This is a genomic window from Streptomyces tanashiensis, assembly GCF_014648895.1.
In the GTDB taxonomy this organism is placed as follows: Bacteria; Actinomycetota; Actinomycetes; order Streptomycetales; family Streptomycetaceae; genus Streptomyces; species Streptomyces tanashiensis.
In genome coordinates this window covers 896086-911289 of the sequence record NZ_BMRZ01000001.1, presented here as the reverse complement: position 1 = coordinate 911289, position 15204 = coordinate 896086, and the positions used below count along the sequence as shown (strand labels likewise).

26 protein-coding genes are annotated in these 15204 nt (G+C 66.9%); 25 read left to right on the top strand and 1 reads right to left on the bottom strand.

Annotated features, from left to right (window positions below):
• Nucleotides 1-42: 42 nt before the first annotated feature.
• The 25 genes from rplV (at nt 43) to truA (ending at nt 14244) form a co-directional block, all read left to right on the top strand.
• Nucleotides 43-390, top strand: a complete 348-nt coding sequence (rplV, locus tag IE237_RS04125) for a 50S ribosomal protein L22 (protein WP_004571827.1) — start codon at nt 43-45, stop codon at nt 388-390.
• The gene (gene rpsC, locus IE237_RS04120; protein WP_017239578.1) at nt 390-1238 is read left to right on the top strand and encodes a 30S ribosomal protein S3; all 849 of its coding nucleotides are present in this window, start codon (nt 390-392) and stop codon (nt 1236-1238) included. Before rplV ends, rpsC begins: the two co-directional genes overlap by 1 nt.
• A 5-nt stretch (nt 1239-1243) precedes the next feature.
• On the top strand, nt 1244-1663 hold the full coding sequence (rplP, locus tag IE237_RS04115) for a 50S ribosomal protein L16 (protein ID WP_017239579.1): 420 nt from the start codon (nt 1244-1246) through the stop codon (nt 1661-1663).
• Nucleotides 1663-1887: a 50S ribosomal protein L29 gene (rpmC, locus tag IE237_RS04110; RefSeq protein ID WP_017239580.1), complete on the top strand. Its 225-nt coding sequence runs from the start codon at nt 1663-1665 to the stop codon at nt 1885-1887. Before rplP ends, rpmC begins: the two co-directional genes overlap by 1 nt.
• Nucleotides 1887-2168: a 30S ribosomal protein S17 gene (gene rpsQ / locus IE237_RS04105; RefSeq protein WP_030208995.1), complete on the top strand. Its 282-nt coding sequence runs from the start codon at nt 1887-1889 to the stop codon at nt 2166-2168. Before rpmC ends, rpsQ begins: the two co-directional genes overlap by 1 nt.
• A gap of 129 nt (nt 2169-2297) precedes the next feature.
• The gene (gene rplN / locus IE237_RS04100; RefSeq protein ID WP_003956455.1) at nt 2298-2666 is read left to right on the top strand and encodes a 50S ribosomal protein L14; all 369 of its coding nucleotides are present in this window, start codon (nt 2298-2300) and stop codon (nt 2664-2666) included.
• A 2-nt stretch (nt 2667-2668) separates the two neighbouring features.
• Nucleotides 2669-2980 carry a 50S ribosomal protein L24 gene (gene rplX, locus IE237_RS04095; RefSeq protein WP_015035583.1) on the top strand — a complete coding sequence of 104 codons (312 nt, stop codon included), beginning with the start codon at nt 2669-2671 and terminating at the stop codon, nt 2978-2980.
• A complete protein-coding gene (gene rplE / locus IE237_RS04090) occupies nt 2977-3534 on the top strand; it encodes a 50S ribosomal protein L5 (RefSeq protein WP_106975815.1) in 558 nt (185 codons plus the stop codon). The genes rplX and rplE overlap by 4 nt, the downstream gene beginning before the upstream one ends.
• 5 nt (nt 3535-3539) lie before the next feature.
• Nucleotides 3540-3725 carry a type Z 30S ribosomal protein S14 gene (locus tag IE237_RS04085; protein ID WP_003948630.1) on the top strand — a complete coding sequence of 62 codons (186 nt, stop codon included), beginning with the start codon at nt 3540-3542 and terminating at the stop codon, nt 3723-3725.
• Nucleotides 3726-3933: 208 nt separating this feature from the next.
• A complete protein-coding gene (gene rpsH / locus IE237_RS04080) occupies nt 3934-4332 on the top strand; it encodes a 30S ribosomal protein S8 (RefSeq protein WP_015035585.1) in 399 nt (132 codons plus the stop codon).
• Nucleotides 4333-4353: 21 nt separating this feature from the next.
• A complete protein-coding gene (gene rplF / locus IE237_RS04075; protein WP_073810162.1) occupies nt 4354-4893 on the top strand; it encodes a 50S ribosomal protein L6 in 540 nt (179 codons plus the stop codon).
• A gap of 3 nt (nt 4894-4896) precedes the next feature.
• A complete protein-coding gene (gene rplR / locus IE237_RS04070; RefSeq protein WP_015035587.1) occupies nt 4897-5280 on the top strand; it encodes a 50S ribosomal protein L18 in 384 nt (127 codons plus the stop codon).
• 45 nt (nt 5281-5325) lie between these two features.
• Nucleotides 5326-5928 carry a 30S ribosomal protein S5 gene (gene rpsE, locus IE237_RS04065; protein ID WP_015035588.1) on the top strand — a complete coding sequence of 201 codons (603 nt, stop codon included), beginning with the start codon at nt 5326-5328 and terminating at the stop codon, nt 5926-5928.
• Nucleotides 5928-6110: a 50S ribosomal protein L30 gene (gene rpmD / locus IE237_RS04060; RefSeq protein WP_015035589.1), complete on the top strand. Its 183-nt coding sequence runs from the start codon at nt 5928-5930 to the stop codon at nt 6108-6110. Before rpsE ends, rpmD begins: the two co-directional genes overlap by 1 nt.
• A gap of 1 nt (nt 6111) precedes the next feature.
• The gene (gene rplO, locus IE237_RS04055; protein WP_189800377.1) at nt 6112-6567 is read left to right on the top strand and encodes a 50S ribosomal protein L15; all 456 of its coding nucleotides are present in this window, start codon (nt 6112-6114) and stop codon (nt 6565-6567) included.
• Between the two features lie 213 nt (nt 6568-6780).
• Complete coding sequence (secY, locus tag IE237_RS04050; RefSeq protein WP_189800376.1) at nt 6781-8100, top strand: preprotein translocase subunit SecY; 1320 nt, start codon at nt 6781-6783, stop codon at nt 8098-8100.
• On the top strand, nt 8100-8747 hold the full coding sequence (locus IE237_RS04045; protein WP_189800375.1) for an adenylate kinase: 648 nt from the start codon (nt 8100-8102) through the stop codon (nt 8745-8747). Before secY ends, IE237_RS04045 begins: the two co-directional genes overlap by 1 nt.
• Before the next feature lie 97 nt (nt 8748-8844).
• Nucleotides 8845-9696, top strand: a complete 852-nt coding sequence (gene map, locus IE237_RS04040) for a type I methionyl aminopeptidase (protein ID WP_189800374.1) — start codon at nt 8845-8847, stop codon at nt 9694-9696.
• 409 nt (nt 9697-10105) lie between these two features.
• Entirely contained in the window at nt 10106-10327 is a 222-nt protein-coding gene (infA, locus tag IE237_RS04035) for a translation initiation factor IF-1 (protein WP_003956442.1), read from the top strand.
• A 61-nt stretch (nt 10328-10388) separates the two neighbouring features.
• A complete protein-coding gene (gene rpmJ / locus IE237_RS04030; protein WP_003956441.1) occupies nt 10389-10502 on the top strand; it encodes a 50S ribosomal protein L36 in 114 nt (37 codons plus the stop codon).
• A gap of 189 nt (nt 10503-10691) precedes the next feature.
• Nucleotides 10692-11072: a 30S ribosomal protein S13 gene (gene rpsM, locus IE237_RS04025; RefSeq protein ID WP_015035595.1), complete on the top strand. Its 381-nt coding sequence runs from the start codon at nt 10692-10694 to the stop codon at nt 11070-11072.
• Nucleotides 11073-11138: 66 nt separating this feature from the next.
• A complete protein-coding gene (rpsK, locus tag IE237_RS04020) occupies nt 11139-11543 on the top strand; it encodes a 30S ribosomal protein S11 (protein ID WP_003956432.1) in 405 nt (134 codons plus the stop codon).
• 131 nt (nt 11544-11674) lie between these two features.
• Entirely contained in the window at nt 11675-12697 is a 1023-nt protein-coding gene (locus tag IE237_RS04015; protein WP_003966937.1) for a DNA-directed RNA polymerase subunit alpha, read from the top strand.
• Between the two features lie 145 nt (nt 12698-12842).
• Entirely contained in the window at nt 12843-13307 is a 465-nt protein-coding gene (gene rplQ / locus IE237_RS04010) for a 50S ribosomal protein L17 (protein ID WP_189800373.1), read from the top strand.
• Between the two features lie 79 nt (nt 13308-13386).
• Entirely contained in the window at nt 13387-14244 is an 858-nt protein-coding gene (gene truA / locus IE237_RS04005) for a tRNA pseudouridine(38-40) synthase TruA (protein ID WP_189800372.1), read from the top strand.
• Here truA and IE237_RS04000 read toward each other — a convergent pair.
• A complete protein-coding gene (locus tag IE237_RS04000) occupies nt 14215-15183 on the bottom strand; it encodes a hypothetical protein (RefSeq protein ID WP_189800371.1) in 969 nt (322 codons plus the stop codon). The genes truA and IE237_RS04000 overlap by 30 nt on opposite strands.
• Between the last annotated feature and the right edge of the window lie 21 nt (nt 15184-15204).

Sequence of the window (15204 nt, the reverse complement as noted above, 5' to 3'; positions counted from 1 at the left end):
TAGCGGGGTGGAATGACCATGACAGACACTGGAAGGACAACCATGGAAGCCAGGGCCCAGGCGCGGTACATCCGCGTCACGCCCATGAAGGCCCGCCGCGTGGTGGACCTTATCCGTGGCATGGACGCCACGGAGGCTCAGGCGGTCCTGCGTTTCGCCCCGCAGGCCGCGAGCGTGCCGGTTGGCAAGGTGCTTGACAGCGCCATCGCCAACGCCGCGCACAACTACGACCACACCGACGCCTCTTCGCTGGTCATCAGCGAGGCGTACGTGGATGAGGGCCCGACCCTGAAGCGGTTCCGTCCGCGTGCTCAGGGCCGTGCCTACCGGATCCGTAAGCGGACCAGCCACATCACCGTGGTCGTCAGCAGCAAGGAAGGAACCCGGTAATGGGCCAGAAGGTTAACCCGCATGGGTTCCGGCTCGGCATCACCACGGACTTCAAGTCCCGCTGGTACGCCGACAAGCTGTACAAGGACTACGTCAAGGAAGACGTCGCCATCCGTCGGATGATGACGTCCGGCATGGAGCGCGCCGGTATCTCGAAGGTTGAGATCGAGCGCACCCGTGACCGCGTGCGGGTGGACATCCACACCGCGCGTCCCGGCATCGTCATCGGCCGCCGTGGCGCCGAGGCCGACCGCATCCGCGGCGACCTCGAGAAGCTCACGGGCAAGCAGGTCCAGCTGAACATCCTCGAGGTCAAGAACCCCGAGATGGACGCTCAGCTGGTTGCTCAGGCCGTTGCCGAGCAGCTCTCCTCCCGCGTCTCCTTCCGTCGCGCCATGCGTAAGAGCATGCAGGGCACGATGAAGGCCGGCGCCAAGGGCATCAAGATCCAGTGCGGCGGTCGTCTCGGCGGCGCCGAGATGTCCCGCTCGGAGTTCTACCGCGAGGGCCGTGTGCCGCTGCACACGCTCCGCGCGAACGTGGACTACGGCTTCTTCGAGGCCAAGACGACCTTCGGTCGCATTGGCGTCAAGGTCTGGATCTACAAGGGCGACGTCAAGAACATCGCCGAGGTCCGCGCCGAGAACGCTGCGGCCCGTGCGGGCAACCGCCCGGCCCGTGGTGCCGGCGCTGGCGACCGCCCGGCCGGCCGTGGTGGCCGCGGTGGCGAGCGTGGCGGCCGCGGCCGCAAGCCGCAGCAGCAGTCCGCGCCGGCTGCCGAGGCCCCCAAGGCCGACGCTCCCGCCGCCGCTGCCGCTCCGGCTGAGAGCACCGGAACGGAGGCCTGACCGAAATGCTGATCCCCCGTAGGGTCAAGCACCGCAAGCAGCACCACCCGAAGCGCTCCGGCGCCAGCAAGGGTGGTACGCAGGTTGCGTTCGGCGAGTACGGCATTCAGGCCCTCACGCCGGCGTACGTGACCAACCGCCAGATCGAGGCGGCTCGTATCGCGATGACCCGCCACATCAAGCGTGGCGGCAAGGTCTGGATCAACATCTACCCGGACCGCCCGCTGACGAAGAAGCCCGCCGAGACCCGCATGGGTTCCGGTAAGGGTTCTCCGGAGTGGTGGATCGCGAACGTCAAGCCGGGTCGGGTGATGTTCGAACTGTCCTACCCGAACGAGAAGATCGCGCGCGAGGCCCTGACCCGTGCGGCCCACAAGCTGCCGATGAAGTGCAAGATCGTGAAGCGCGAAGCAGGTGAGCTGTGATGTCGGCCGGTACCAAGGCGTCCGAGCTGCGCGAGCTGGGCAACGAGGAGCTTCTCAACAAGCTCCGCGAGGCCAAGGAAGAGCTGTTCAACCTCCGCTTCCAGGCGGCGACGGGCCAGCTCGAGAACCACGGTCGGCTCAAGTCCGTCCGTAAGGACATCGCCCGGATCTACACCCTGATGCGTGAGCGTGAGCTGGGCATCGAGACGGTGGAGAACGCCTGATGAGCGAGAGCAACGTGACTGAGAAGACCGAGCGCAACGCTCGCAAGGTCCGCGAGGGCCTGGTCGTCAGCGACAAGATGGACAAGACCGTCGTCGTCGCTGTCGAGGACCGCGTCAAGCACGCGCTGTACGGCAAGGTCATCCGCCGTACGAACAAGCTCAAGGCTCACGACGAGCAGAACGCTGCCGGCATCGGCGACCGCGTCCTCCTGATGGAGACCCGGAAGCTGTCCGCCACGAAGCACTGGCGCGTCGTCGAGATCCTCGAGAAGGCCAAGTAAGGACTTTCCCGCAAGGGAAATCCAACTGTTCAGCCTGAGGGGTATCCCTCAGGTCAGTTCCGCCAGGCTCGGCCGGGGCTTCCTCGCGAAGCCCCGGCCGGGAACCGGCAGACAAATCAGGAGATAGACGTGATCCAGCAGGAGTCGCGACTGCGTGTCGCCGACAACACTGGTGCCAAGGAGATCCTTTGCATCCGTGTTCTCGGTGGCTCGGGTCGCCGCTACGCGGGCATCGGTGACGTCATCGTCGCCACCGTCAAGGACGCGATCCCCGGTGGCAACGTGAAGAAGGGTGACGTCGTCAAGGCGGTCATCGTTCGCACCGTCAAGGAGCGCCGCCGCCAGGACGGCTCGTACATCCGCTTCGACGAGAACGCCGCTGTCATTCTCAAGAACGACGGCGACCCTCGTGGCACCCGTATCTTCGGCCCGGTCGGCCGTGAGCTGCGCGAGAAGAAGTTCATGAAGATCATCTCGCTCGCGCCGGAGGTGCTGTAAGCATGAAGATCAAGAAGGGCGACCTGGTCCAGGTCATCACCGGTAAGGACAAGGGCAAGCAGGGCAAGGTCATCACGGCCTTCCCCCGCGAGAACCGTGTCCTCGTCGAGGGTGTCAACCGGGTCAAGAAGCACACCAAGGCCGGCCCGTCGCAGGCCGGTGGCATCGTCACGACCGAGGCTCCGGTCCACGTCTCCAACGTCCAGCTGGTCGTGGAGAAGGACGGCAAGAAGGTCGTCACGCGTGTCGGTTACCGCTTCGACGACGAGGGCAACAAGATCCGCGTTGCCAAGCGGACGGGTGAGGACATCTGATGGCTACCACCACTCCGCGTCTCAAGACGAAGTACCGCGAGGAGATCGCGGGCAAGCTGCGTGAGGAGTTCTCCTACGAGAACGTCATGCAGGTTCCCGGCCTCGTGAAGATCGTGGTCAACATGGGTGTCGGCGACGCCGCCCGTGACTCGAAGCTCATGGACGGTGCCGTCCGTGACCTCACCACGATCACCGGTCAGAAGCCGGCCGTCACCAAGGCTCGCAAGTCCATCGCGCAGTTCAAGCTGCGTGAGGGCCAGCCGATCGGTGCGCACGTCACCCTCCGTGGCGACCGCATGTGGGAGTTCCTGGACCGCACCCTGTCGCTCGCGCTTCCGCGCATCCGCGACTTCCGTGGTCTGTCCCCCAAGCAGTTCGACGGGCGTGGCAACTACACCTTCGGTCTCACGGAGCAGGTCATGTTCCACGAGATCGACCAGGACAAGATCGACCGTGTCCGGGGTATGGACATCACCGTGGTGACCACGGCGACCAACGACGACGAGGGCCGTGCCCTTCTGCGTCACCTCGGCTTCCCGTTCAAGGAGGCGTAAGCGAGATGGCGAAGAAGGCTCTCATCGCGAAGGCTGCCCGCAAGCCCAAGTTCGGCGTGCGTGGCTACACGCGTTGCCAGCGTTGTGGTCGTCCCCACTCCGTGTACCGCAAGTTCGGCCTGTGCCGCGTGTGCCTCCGTGAGATGGCTCACCGTGGCGAGCTGCCGGGCGTGACCAAGAGCTCCTGGTAATCCCTTACTTGGGATGACCGGAGTCTCTCGGTAAGCACTGGGTTGGCGGATGCCCAGGCCTCCATGGCTTAGGCTAGGAGGGTTGGGCGTCCGCCGCCCGTACGACTTACTACGCCGTAGGTCCCCGCGCCGCACCCGTCCCGCCCCTGTGTGGGGAGAGGGATGGCGCATACAGGAAACCCCGGCGAGAGAGGCCGAAGGCCAATTCATGACCATGACTGATCCGATCGCGGACATGCTGACTCGTCTGCGTAACGCGAACTCGGCATACCACGACTCCGTGACGATGCCGCACAGCAAGATCAAGTCTCACATCGCGGAAATCCTCCAGCAGGAGGGCTTCATCACGGGCTGGAAGGTCGAGGACGCCGAGGTCGGCAAGAACCTCGTCCTCGAGCTCAAGTTCGGTCCGAACCGTGAGCGCTCCATCGCGGGCATCAAGCGGATCTCGAAGCCCGGTCTCCGGGTTTACGCGAAGTCCACCAACCTGCCGAAGGTTCTCGGCGGCCTGGGCGTGGCGATCATCTCCACGTCCCACGGTCTCCTGACCGGCCAGCAGGCAGGCAAGAAGGGCGTAGGTGGGGAAGTCCTCGCCTACGTCTGGTAGTCGGGAACGGAGGAATAGCTAATGTCGCGTATTGGCAAGCTGCCTATCCAGGTTCCCGCCGGCGTGGACGTCACCATCGATGGCCGCACGGTCACGGTCAAGGGTTCCAAGGGCACCCTGAGCCACACCGTCGCCGCGCCGATCGAGATCGTTAAGGGCGAGGATGGCGTGCTCAACGTCAACCGTCCGAACGACGAGCGTCAGAACAAGGCCCTGCACGGCCTGTCCCGCACGCTGGTGGCCAACATGATCACCGGTGTGACCCAGGGTTACGTGAAGGCGCTCGAGATCAGCGGTGTCGGTTACCGCGTGGCCGCGAAGGGCTCCGCTCTGGAGTTCCAGCTCGGCTACAGCCACCCGATCCTGATCGAGGCGCCCGAGGGCATCTCGTTCAAGGTCGAGTCGCCGACCAAGTTCTCGGTCGAGGGCATCGACAAGCAGAAGGTCGGCGAGGTCGCGGCGAACATCCGCAAGCTGCGGAAGCCCGACCCGTACAAGGCCAAGGGCGTCAAGTACGCCGGCGAGGTCATCCGCCGCAAGGTCGGAAAGGCTGGTAAGTAAGCCATGGCATACGGTGTGAAGATCGCCAAGGGCGACGCTTACAAGCGTGCGGCCAAGGCTCGCCGCCACATCCGCATCCGCAAGAACGTGTCGGGTACGGCGGAGCGTCCGCGCCTCGTCGTGACGCGTTCGAACCGCGGCATCACCGCTCAGGTCATCGACGACCTCAAGGGTCACACCCTTGCGTCGGCGTCGAACCTGGACGCGTCGATCCGCGGTGGCGAGGGTGACAAGTCCGCGCAGGCCAAGCAGGTCGGTGCCCTTGTCGCTGAGCGCGCCAAGGCCGCCGGTGTCGAGGCCGTCGTGTTCGACCGTGGTGGCAACAGGTACGCCGGGCGCATTGCCGCTCTGGCTGACGCCGCCCGCGAAGCCGGGCTGAAGTTCTAAGCCCCGGTTCCGGGACTAACGGACGTAACAGAGAGAGGTAATCCAATGGCTGGACCCCAGCGCCGCGGAAGCGGTGCCGGTGGCGGCGAGCGGCGGGACCGGAAGGGCCGCGACGGTGGCGCTGCCGCCGAGAAGACCGCGTACGTTGAGCGCGTTGTCGCGATCAACCGCGTCGCCAAGGTTGTCAAGGGTGGTCGTCGCTTCAGCTTCACCGCGCTCGTCGTGGTGGGTGACGGTGACGGCACCGTAGGTGTCGGTTACGGCAAGGCCAAGGAAGTTCCCGCGGCCATCGCCAAGGGCGTCGAGGAAGCCAAGAAGAACTTCTTCAAGGTTCCCCGCATCCAGGGCACCATCCCTCACCCGATCCAGGGCGAGAAGGCCGCGGGCGTCGTCCTGCTCAAGCCGGCTTCCCCCGGTACCGGTGTTATCGCCGGTGGCCCGGTGCGCGCCGTGCTCGAGTGCGCCGGCGTTCACGACATCCTGTCGAAGTCGCTCGGCTCCGACAACGCGATCAACATCGTGCACGCGACCGTGGAGGCCCTCAAGGGCCTGCAGCGTCCCGAGGAGATCGCGGCTCGCCGTGGTCTGCCCCTCGAGGACGTCGCTCCCGCGGCTCTGCTCCGTGCGCGTGCTGGGGCGGGTGCGTAATGGCTCGCCTCAAGGTCACGCAGACGAAGTCGTACATCGGCAGCAAGCAGAACCACCGCGACACCCTGCGCTCGCTCGGCCTCAAGAAGGTCAACGACGTGGTTGTCAAGGAGGACCGCCCCGAGTTCCGCGGCATGGTGCACACCGTCCGCCACCTCGTGACGGTCGAGGAGGTTGACTGACATGGCGGAGACCAACCCGCTGAAGGCCCACAACCTCCGTCCGGCCCCCGGCGCCAAGACCGCGAAGACCCGTGTGGGTCGCGGTGAGGCGTCGAAGGGTAAGACGGCCGGTCGTGGTACCAAGGGCACGAAGGCCCGTTACCAGGTTCCGCAGCGCTTCGAGGGTGGGCAGATGCCCCTCCACATGCGTCTGCCGAAGCTCAAGGGCTTCAAGAACCCGTTCCGCACCGAGTTCCAGGTCGTGAACCTGGACAAGCTCGGCGCTCTCTACCCCGAGGGTGGAGAGGTCACGGTGGCCGACCTGGTCGCCAAGGGCGCGGTTCGCAAGAACCAGCTCGTCAAGGTGCTCGGCACCGGTGAGATCACCGTGGCGCTGCAGGTTTCGGTTGACGCCGTCTCCGGCTCCGCCAAGGACAAGATCGTCGCCGCCGGCGGCACCGTCACCGAGCTCGTCTGAGACGACTCGATGGCTTGAACATCCGATCGGGGATGCCTCCCAAAAGGGGCATCCCCGATTGGTCGTTCCTAGGGGGGCATGGTCGCCGGTAAGGTGGCGTGCACTGTCTAGGCTCCGTGCGGTATGCCCGCACGGGATTGATGACCGATACCTATTCGTCGAACCTCAAGACCGTCACCCTTGACGCATAGCGCGGGGGTCGCAGGAGGCACCGTGCTCACCGCGTTCGCCCGGGCGTTCAAGACGCCCGACCTGCGCAAGAAGCTGCTCTTCACGCTCGCCATCATCGTGCTGTACCGCCTCGGGGCCCACATCCCGGTCCCCGGCGTCAGCTACGAGGCCGTCCAGCAGTGTGTCAAGCAGGCCAGCGAGGGCAACAACAGCCTCTTCGGCCTGGTCAACATGTTCAGTGGCGGAGCGCTGCTGCAGATCACCATCTTCGCGCTCGGCATCATGCCGTACATCACGGCCAGCATCATCCTGCAGCTGCTGACCGTCGTGATCCCGCGTCTCGAAGCCCTCAAGAAGGAGGGTCAGGCCGGTACTGCCAAGATCACGCAGTACACCCGGTACCTGACCGTGGCTCTCGCCATCCTCCAGGGCACCGGTCTCGTCGCGACCGCCAAGAGCGGTGCGCTCTTCAGCGGCTGCATCGTCGCCGACCAGGTCGTGCCCGACCAGTCGATCTTCACCATCGCCACCATGGTCATCACGATGACCGCCGGTACCTGCATCGTCATGTGGCTCGGCGAGCTCATCACGGACCGCGGCATCGGCAACGGCATGTCGATCCTGATGTTCATCTCGATCGCCGCGGGCTTCCCCGGCGCCCTGTGGGCCATCAAGGAGAGCGGCAAGCTCGCCAAGGGCTGGATCGAGTTCGGCACCGTCATCCTCATCGGCTTCGTGATGGTGGCCCTCGTGGTCTTCGTCGAGCAGGCCCAGCGGCGCATCCCGGTCCAGTACGCGAAGCGCATGATCGGCCGGCGTTCCTACGGCGGAACGTCCACTTACATCCCGTTGAAGGTGAACCAGGCGGGTGTGATTCCTGTCATCTTCGCGTCGTCGCTGCTCTACATCCCGGCCTTGATCGCCCAGTTCTCGAACTCCACCGCAGGGTGGAAGACCTGGATCGAAGCCCACTTCGTCAAGGGTGACCACCCCTACTACATCGCCGCGTACTTCCTTCTGATCGTGTTCTTCGCCTTCTTCTACGTGGCGATCTCGTTCAACCCCGAGGAAGTCGCGGACAACATGAAGAAGTATGGTGGCTTCATCCCGGGTATCCGGGCTGGTCGACCTACTGCCGAGTATCTGAGCTACGTGCTCAACCGGATCACTTGGCCGGGCTCGCTGTACTTGGGTCTGATCGCTCTTGTGCCGACGATGGCGTTGGCAGGCTTCGGTGGCGCCAATGCCAACTTCCCCTTCGGTGGGACGAGCATCCTCATCATCGTGGGTGTGGGGCTGGAGACCGTGAAGCAGATCGAGAGCCAGCTCCAGCAGCGCAATTACGAAGGGTTCCTCCGCTGATGCGAATCGTCCTCGTCGGACCGCCCGGTGCGGGCAAGGGCACGCAGGCCGCGTACCTCGCCAAGAACCTGGGCATCCCGCACATCTCTACGGGCGACCTGTTCCGTGCCAACATCTCGCAGGGCACGCCGCTGGGCGTAGAGGCGCAGTCGTACATGAAGGCCGGCCAGCTCGTGCCGGACTCCGTGACGATCGGGATGGCCGAGGACCGCATGCGCCAGGCGGACGCCGAGGGCGGCTTCCTGCTCGACGGGTTCCCGCGGAACGTGGCCCAGGCCGAGGCTCTGGACGTGTTCCTCAAGGCCAACGGCATCGAGCTGGACGCGGTCCTGGACCTCGAGGTCCCCGAGGACGAGGTCGTGAAGCGGATCGCGGGTCGCCGCATCTGCCGCAAGGACTCCGCGCACGTCTTCCACGTGACGTACAACGCTCCGAAGACCGAGGGCGTCTGTGACGCCTGCGGCGGCGAGCTGTACCAGCGCGACGACGACACGGAGGAGACCGTCCGCAAGCGTCTGGCGGTCTACCACACGGAGACCGAGCCGATCATCGACTACTACCGGGCGCAGAACCTGGTGGCGACGATCTCGGCGCTCGGCAAGGTGGACGAGGTCACCGCCAAGGCGATGGCCGCGCTCAAGAAGTAACCCCTGGTTCGTTCGATACGGCCGCGGTGCCCCTCGGGGGCGTCGCGGCCGTATCGTTGTTCTGTTCCCCGTACTCGATGGAAAGGCCGCGGCCACGATGGTGCAGATCAAGACCCCCGAGCAGATCGCGAAGATGCGCGAGGCGGGGCTGGTCGTCGCCGCCATCCACGCGGCGACCCGCGAGGCGGCCGTGCCGGGCGCCACGACGAAGGACCTGGACGAGGTCGCGCGCAAGGTCATCGCCGACCACGGGGCGAAGTCGAACTTCCTCGGGTACGGCGGCTTCCCCGCGACGATCTGCACCTCGGTGAACGAGGTCGTCGTCCACGGCATCCCCGACGACAAGACCGTCCTGAAGGACGGCGACATCATCTCCATCGACGCGGGCGCGATCGTGGACGGCTGGCACGGTGACGCCGCCTACACGGCCTTCGTGGGCACCGGGCACGCGCCCGAGCTCGTCGAGCTCTCGCGGGTGACGGAGGAGTCGATGTGGGCCGGCATCGCGGCCATGAAGCTCGGCAACCGTCTGGTGGACATCTCGAAGGCGATCGAGACGTACATCAAGCGCCAGCCGCGTCCGGCCGTCGGCGACCACAGCCTCGGCCGGTACGGGATCATCGAGGACTACGGCGGCCACGGCATCGGCACCGAGATGCACATGGACCCGCACCTGCTGAACTACGTCTCCCGCAAGCGCGGCAAGGGCCCGAAGCTGGTCCCCGGCCTCTGCCTGGCGATCGAGCCGATGGTCTCCCTCGGAACCCCGCACACCGAGGTCCTGAAGGACGACTGGACCGTCATCACGACGGACAACACCTGGTCCTCCCACTGGGAGCACTCCATCGCCCTGACCGAGGAGGGCCCGCTGGTCCTCACCGCGGTCGACGGGGGCAAGGCGAAGCTGGCGGAGCTGGGCGTCACGGCGGCGCCGGACCCGCTGGCGTAGGGCGCGGCGCCTGCGGCCCGGACCTGCCGTCCGTGTCTGGGCGCCGGCCCCGCGTGGGGCAGCGGCGCCGCGGGCCCTGGGTCGGCGGACGGAGTCCGGCGCAGCAGGCCGAAGCTTGTGAGGCGCCCCCGGGCGCCGAGCCCGCGAGGGGTGCGTCGGGGATCGGGTCGGGGGCAAGGCGAAGCTGGCGGAGCTGGGCGTCACGGCGGCGCCGGACCCGCTGGCGTAGGGCGCGATCGTCGGCGGGGTGCGGATTCGTGTCCCGCGTAATGATCTTCTACGGTGGGCAGACTTCCCGATTCGTCTTTTCCAGGGGCCTGACGTAGACTGATGCGTCGGCTCTCGTGTACCCGTGTGTCCGCACTCGGCGTCGAGAGTCGATCAAGGTAGCCGATTCGAAAGGCGAAGCGTGGCCAAGAAGCAAGGTGCCATCGAAATCGAGGGCACCGTGATCGAGTCCCTCCCGAACGCCATGTTCAAGGTGGAGCTCCAGAACGGTCACAAGGTCCTCGCGCACATCTCCGGCAAGATGCGGATGCACTACATCCGAATCCTCCCGGACGACCGGGTCGTCGTGGAGCTCTCTCCGTACGACCTGACGCGTGGCCGGATCGTCTACCGGTACAAGTAGATCTTGCCCGCACCCGCCTTCCGCGCGGGTGGTGGCACTGACCCGGAGAACCTCACATCCCATGAAGGTCAAGCCGAGCGTCAAGAAGATCTGCGACAAGTGCAAGGTGATCCGCCGTCACGGCCGGGTCATGGTCATCTGCGACAACCTGCGCCACAAGCAGCGCCAGGGCTGACGCACGCCGACCGACCTGCATTTCGCAGTTCTTCGCGCGACGCATAGCAATACGTACATACGCAGAGCCCGTCCGACCGTGTCCCACGGTTGACGGCACCTCCGGCGGGGGCCGGGGACCCGACCTGTACCTCATACGGCAGCCGGGAACGGTTCTGCAGCAGACCCCCGAGAACACAGGAGCCATTGAATGGCACGCGTTTCCGGTGTTGACATCCCGCGCGAAAAGCGTGTGGTGGTCGCACTCACCTACGTCTTCGGCATCGGGCGTACCCGGTCCGAGGAGATCCTCGCCGCGACCGGCGTGAACCCGTCCACCCGTGTCCGCGACCTTGCCGAGGAAGACCTCGTCAAGATCCGCGAGTACGTGGACGCCAACCTCCAGACCGAGGGTGACCTCCGCCGCGAGATCGCCGCCGACATCCGCCGCAAGGTCGAGATCGGCTGCTACCAGGGCCTCCGCCACCGTCGTGGCCTGCCCGTCCGCGGCCAGCGCACCAGCACGAACGCTCGTACCCGCAAGGGCCCGCGTCGCGCCATCGCCGGCAAGAAGAAGCCGGGCAAGAAGTAGTCCTCAGCGGACGCTTGACCAAGCGGTCTTCGCTGTAGGACCGACCACCTCCCGTAGGAGTTATAGATGCCCCCCAAGGGTCGTCAGGGCGCTGCCAAGAAGGTGCGCCGCAAGGAAAAGAAGAACGTCGCTCACGGCCACGCGCACATCAAGAGCACGTTCAACAACACGATCGTCTCGATCACGGACCCCTCGGGCAACGTGATCTCCTGGGCCTCCGCCGGCCACGTCGGCTTCAAGGGCTCGCGCAAGTCCACCCCGTTCGCCGCGCAGATGGCCGCCGAGTCGGCCGCTCGCCGCGCGCAGGAGCACGGCATGCGCAAGGTCGACGTCTTCGTCAAGGGTCCGGGCTCCGGCCGCGAGACCGCGATCCGCTCCCTCCAGGCCACGGGCCTCGAGGTCGGTTCGATCCAGGACGTCACCCCCACGCCGCACAACGGCTGCCGTCCCCCCAAGCGCCGCCGCGTCTGACGCACGGCCTGCTTGACCAGGGCTTTCGGGCGGTGCGCCCCCTTCTGGGGGTGTACCGCCCGTACCCTTGCAGTACGTAGTACCCCGAGGACGTCAAATGGTGGGCGTCCACGACTGAAGGAAACACAGACATGCTTATCGCTCAGCGTCCGTCGCTGACCGAAGAGGTCGTCGACGAGTTCCGCTCCCGGTTCGTCATCGAGCCGCTGGAGCCGGGCTTCGGCTACACCCTCGGCAACTCCCTCCGCCGTACCCTCCTCTCCTCGATCCCGGGTGCCGCTGTCACCAGCATCCGCATCGACGGTGTCCTGCACGAGTTCACCACCGTGCCGGGCGTCAAGGAGGACGTCACCGACCTCATCCTCAACATCAAGCAGCTGGTCGTCTCCTCGGAGCACGACGAGCCGGTCGTGATGTACCTGCGCAAGCAGGGCCCGGGTCTGGTCACCGCCGCCGACATCGCGCCCCCGGCCGGTGTCGAGGTCCACAACCCCGACCTCGTTCTCGCCACGCTCAACGGCAAGGGCAAGCTGGAGATGGAGCTGACCGTCGAGCGCGGTCGCGGCTACGTCTCCGCCGTCCAGAACAAGCAGGTCGGCCAGGAGATCGGCCGCATCCCGGTCGACTCCATCTACAGCCCCGTGCTGAAGGTCACCTACAAGGTCGAGGCGACCCGAGTCGAGCAGCGCACCGACTTCGACAAGCTCATCGTCGACGTCGAGACCAAGCAGGCCATGCGCCCGCGTGACGCCATGGCGTCCGCCGGCAAGACCCTGGTCGAGCTGTTCGGTCTGGCCCGCGAGCTCAACATCGACGCCGAGGGCATCGACATGGGCCCGTCCCCGACGGACGCCGCCCTCGCCGCCGACCTGGCGCTGCCGATCGAGGAGCTCGAGCTCACCGTTCGCTCGTACAACTGCCTCAAGCGTGAGGGCATCCACTCCGTGGGTGAGCTCGTCGCCCGCTCCGAGGCCGACCTGCTCGACATCCGCAACTTCGGTGCGAAGTCGATCGACGAGGTCAAGGCGAAGCTGGCCGGCATGGGCCTGGCCCTGAAGGACAGCCCGCCCGGATTCGACCCGACCGCCGCGGCGGACGCCTTCGGCGCCGACGACGACGCGGATGCCGGTTTCGTCGAGACCGAGCAGTACTAGTCGCAGTCTTGCTGCGGACCGGTTCCGGCTGGTCGCGCAGTTCCCCGCGCCCCTATGGGGCGCGGGGTCTCCGACGGGTGACCGCCCGCTCGGACACTGACATCGGTACCTCATACGGCCGGTGCAGATCACAAGGAGAAACACCATGCCGCGTCCCGCGAAGGGTGCCCGCCTCGGCGGTTCCGCCGCGCACGAGAAGCTGCTCCTCGCCAACCTGGCGAAGTCGCTCTTCGAGCACGGCCGCATCACCACGACCGAGGCCAAGGCCCGTCGCCTGCGTCCGGTCGCCGAGCGCCTGATCACCAAGGCGAAGAAGGGCGACATCCACAACCGTCGCCTGGTGCTGCAGACGATCACCGACAAGGGCGTCGTCCACACCCTCTTCACCGAGATCGCCCCGCGTTACTCGGAGCGTCCGGGTGGCTACACCCGCATCACCAAGATCGGCAACCGTCGTGGCGACAACGCCCCGATGGCCGTGATCGAGCTGGTCGAGGGCGAGATCGCCAAGAAGGCGACCGTCGCCGAGGCCGAGGCCGCCACCGTGCGCGCCGTCAAGGAGGCCGACGCGGCCGCCGAGGCTCCGGCCGAGGAGTCGAAGGACGCGTAAGCGCTCTTCCGTTTCTCGTGAGCGGGCCCGTACCCCCTGGGGTGCGGGCCCGTTCCCGTGTGTCTGAGAGGATCTCCGCGTGAGTGATGACGTGCAGGACGGGTTCGTACGGGTTCGGCTGGACCTGTCGTACGACGGCAAGGACTTCTCCGGGTGGGCCAAGCAGGCCCAGGGGCAGCGGACCGTACAGGGAGAGATCGAGGACGCCCTGCGGACCGTGACCCGGTCCAAGGAGACGTACGAGCTGACCGTCGCCGGCCGCACCGACGCCGGTGTGCACGCGCGCGGCCAGGTCGCCCATGTCGACCTGCCCGCGGAGGTGTGGGAGGAGCACCGGGACAAGCTGCTGCGGCGGCTCGCAGGGCGGCTCTCTCACGATGTCCGGGTGTGGTCCGTCACCGAGGCCCCCGCCGGCTTCAACGCCCGCTTCTCGGCCGTCTGGCGCCGCTACGCCTACCGCGTCACCGACAACCCCGGCGGTGTCGACCCGCTGCTCCGCGGGCACGTGCTGTGGCACGACTGGGCCCTCGACATGGACGCCATGAACGAGGCCGCCACCGCGCTCGTCGGCGAGCACGACTTCGCCGCGTACTGCAAGAAGCGCGAGGGCGCCACCACCATCCGCACCCTCCAGGTGCTGCGCTGGGAGCGGCGCGAGGACGGCATCCTGGAGGCGACCGTGAAGGCGGACGCCTTCTGCCACAACATGGTCCGCTCGCTCGTCGGCGCCCTGCTCTTCGTCGGCGACGGCCACCGGCCGGTCGACTGGCCCGGCAAGGTGCTCGCCGCCGGGGTCCGTGACTCGGCCGTCCACGTCGTGCGGCCGCACGGCCTCACCCTCGAAGAGGTCGGCTACCCGGCGGACGAGCTGCTCGCCGCCCGCAGCAGGGAGGCCCGCAACAAGCGGTCACTCCCCGGGAGCGCCGGCTGCTGCTGAGGCCTGGGCGCGGCCCCGGGCGTAGATCTGGTTGAAGGCGAAGGTGCCGAGGTCGTCGCTGGCCTGGAAGACGGGCTTGTCGGCCTTGGTGACCTTCTTGCCGTTGGCGAAGCCGGCCTGGGTGAAGTACGCGTACCGGCCGATCGCGTTCGAGCGGCGCAGGCAGACCGTGGCGTGGCAGAAATCACCCACACCCGCGCCCACCAGGGGGGCGATGCCGCCGGTGGCCTGCTCCTTCGCCTTCTGGGCCGCCGCCTCGGAGGGGAAGACGGCGACGCCGACGGTGACCGCCACGCCGTCCTTCACATAGGTGGCGCGGAGCACCCGCTGGCAGCCGTTCCGCTTCAGGACCGCGCCGAGGCCGCCCTGGGTGACGGCCGCGCAGTTCGTCGTCGAGGAGGTCGCGCCCTTCTTGTACGGGCGGCCGCTCATGGTGAGCTTCTTGCCCGGGAAGAGGCCCTCCGCGCTCAGCGGGGCCTTGTCCTTCTTCGGGTCCGAGATGTAGTCCTTCGGGTTCGGCGGGGGCGGCGGCGCCACCGACGAGAAGGTCGGCTCGGGGCTCGGCGTGCCGGTGGGGGAGACGGTGCCGGTGGGGACCGGGCCGTTCTTGGCCTCTTCGTTCTTCTTGTTCGTGCTCACGACGGCGGTCGCGACGACCGCGCCCACGGCCACCGTGGCCAGCACGCCACCGGCGATCAGCAGGAGGCGCTTGCGGCGGCCGCGCGATTCCGAGGCGGCGGCCAGGGCGCCCCAGTCGGGTGTGTCACCGCTGCCCTGCGCGCCCGGGAAGGGGTTCGGCTGCGCCGGCTGCTGAGGCGGCGGGTACCCGTAGCCGTGCTGCTGTCCCTGTCCCTGCTGTCCGTACCCGGGCTGCTGTCCGTACCCCTGCTGCCCCTGCTGCTGCGGCTCCTGCGGCCACTGCGGTCCCCCAAAGCTCATGCCGCGCATCCTAAACCGGTT

Bases quoted from the DNA above. Each gene is read 5' to 3' on its own strand.
- rplV (WP_004571827.1), top strand. From the start codon at position 43: ATGGAAGCCAGGGCCCAGGCGCGGTACATCCGCGTCACGCCCATGAAG.
- rpsC (WP_017239578.1), top strand. From the start codon at position 390: ATGGGCCAGAAGGTTAACCCGCATGGGTTCCGGCTCGGCATCACCACG.
- rplP (WP_017239579.1), top strand. From the start codon at position 1,244: ATGCTGATCCCCCGTAGGGTCAAGCACCGCAAGCAGCACCACCCGAAG.
- rpmC (WP_017239580.1), top strand. From the start codon at position 1,663: ATGTCGGCCGGTACCAAGGCGTCCGAGCTGCGCGAGCTGGGCAACGAG.
- rpsQ (WP_030208995.1), top strand. From the start codon at position 1,887: ATGAGCGAGAGCAACGTGACTGAGAAGACCGAGCGCAACGCTCGCAAG.
- rplX (WP_015035583.1), top strand. From the start codon at position 2,669: ATGAAGATCAAGAAGGGCGACCTGGTCCAGGTCATCACCGGTAAGGAC.
- IE237_RS04085 (WP_003948630.1), top strand. From the start codon at position 3,540: ATGGCGAAGAAGGCTCTCATCGCGAAGGCTGCCCGCAAGCCCAAGTTC.
- rpsH (WP_015035585.1), top strand. From the start codon at position 3,934: ATGACCATGACTGATCCGATCGCGGACATGCTGACTCGTCTGCGTAAC.
- rplF (WP_073810162.1), top strand. From the start codon at position 4,354: ATGTCGCGTATTGGCAAGCTGCCTATCCAGGTTCCCGCCGGCGTGGAC.
- rplR (WP_015035587.1), top strand. From the start codon at position 4,897: ATGGCATACGGTGTGAAGATCGCCAAGGGCGACGCTTACAAGCGTGCG.
- rpsE (WP_015035588.1), top strand. From the start codon at position 5,326: ATGGCTGGACCCCAGCGCCGCGGAAGCGGTGCCGGTGGCGGCGAGCGG.
- rpmD (WP_015035589.1), top strand. From the start codon at position 5,928: ATGGCTCGCCTCAAGGTCACGCAGACGAAGTCGTACATCGGCAGCAAG.
- rplO (WP_189800377.1), top strand. From the start codon at position 6,112: ATGGCGGAGACCAACCCGCTGAAGGCCCACAACCTCCGTCCGGCCCCC.
- IE237_RS04045 (WP_189800375.1), top strand. From the start codon at position 8,100: ATGCGAATCGTCCTCGTCGGACCGCCCGGTGCGGGCAAGGGCACGCAG.
- map (WP_189800374.1), top strand. From the start codon at position 8,845: ATGGTGCAGATCAAGACCCCCGAGCAGATCGCGAAGATGCGCGAGGCG.
- rpmJ (WP_003956441.1), top strand. From the start codon at position 10,389: ATGAAGGTCAAGCCGAGCGTCAAGAAGATCTGCGACAAGTGCAAGGTG.
- rpsM (WP_015035595.1), top strand. From the start codon at position 10,692: ATGGCACGCGTTTCCGGTGTTGACATCCCGCGCGAAAAGCGTGTGGTG.
- rpsK (WP_003956432.1), top strand. From the start codon at position 11,139: ATGCCCCCCAAGGGTCGTCAGGGCGCTGCCAAGAAGGTGCGCCGCAAG.
- IE237_RS04015 (WP_003966937.1), top strand. From the start codon at position 11,675: ATGCTTATCGCTCAGCGTCCGTCGCTGACCGAAGAGGTCGTCGACGAG.
- rplQ (WP_189800373.1), top strand. From the start codon at position 12,843: ATGCCGCGTCCCGCGAAGGGTGCCCGCCTCGGCGGTTCCGCCGCGCAC.
- IE237_RS04000 (WP_189800371.1), bottom strand. From the start codon at position 15,183: ATGAGCTTTGGGGGACCGCAGTGGCCGCAGGAGCCGCAGCAGCAGGGG.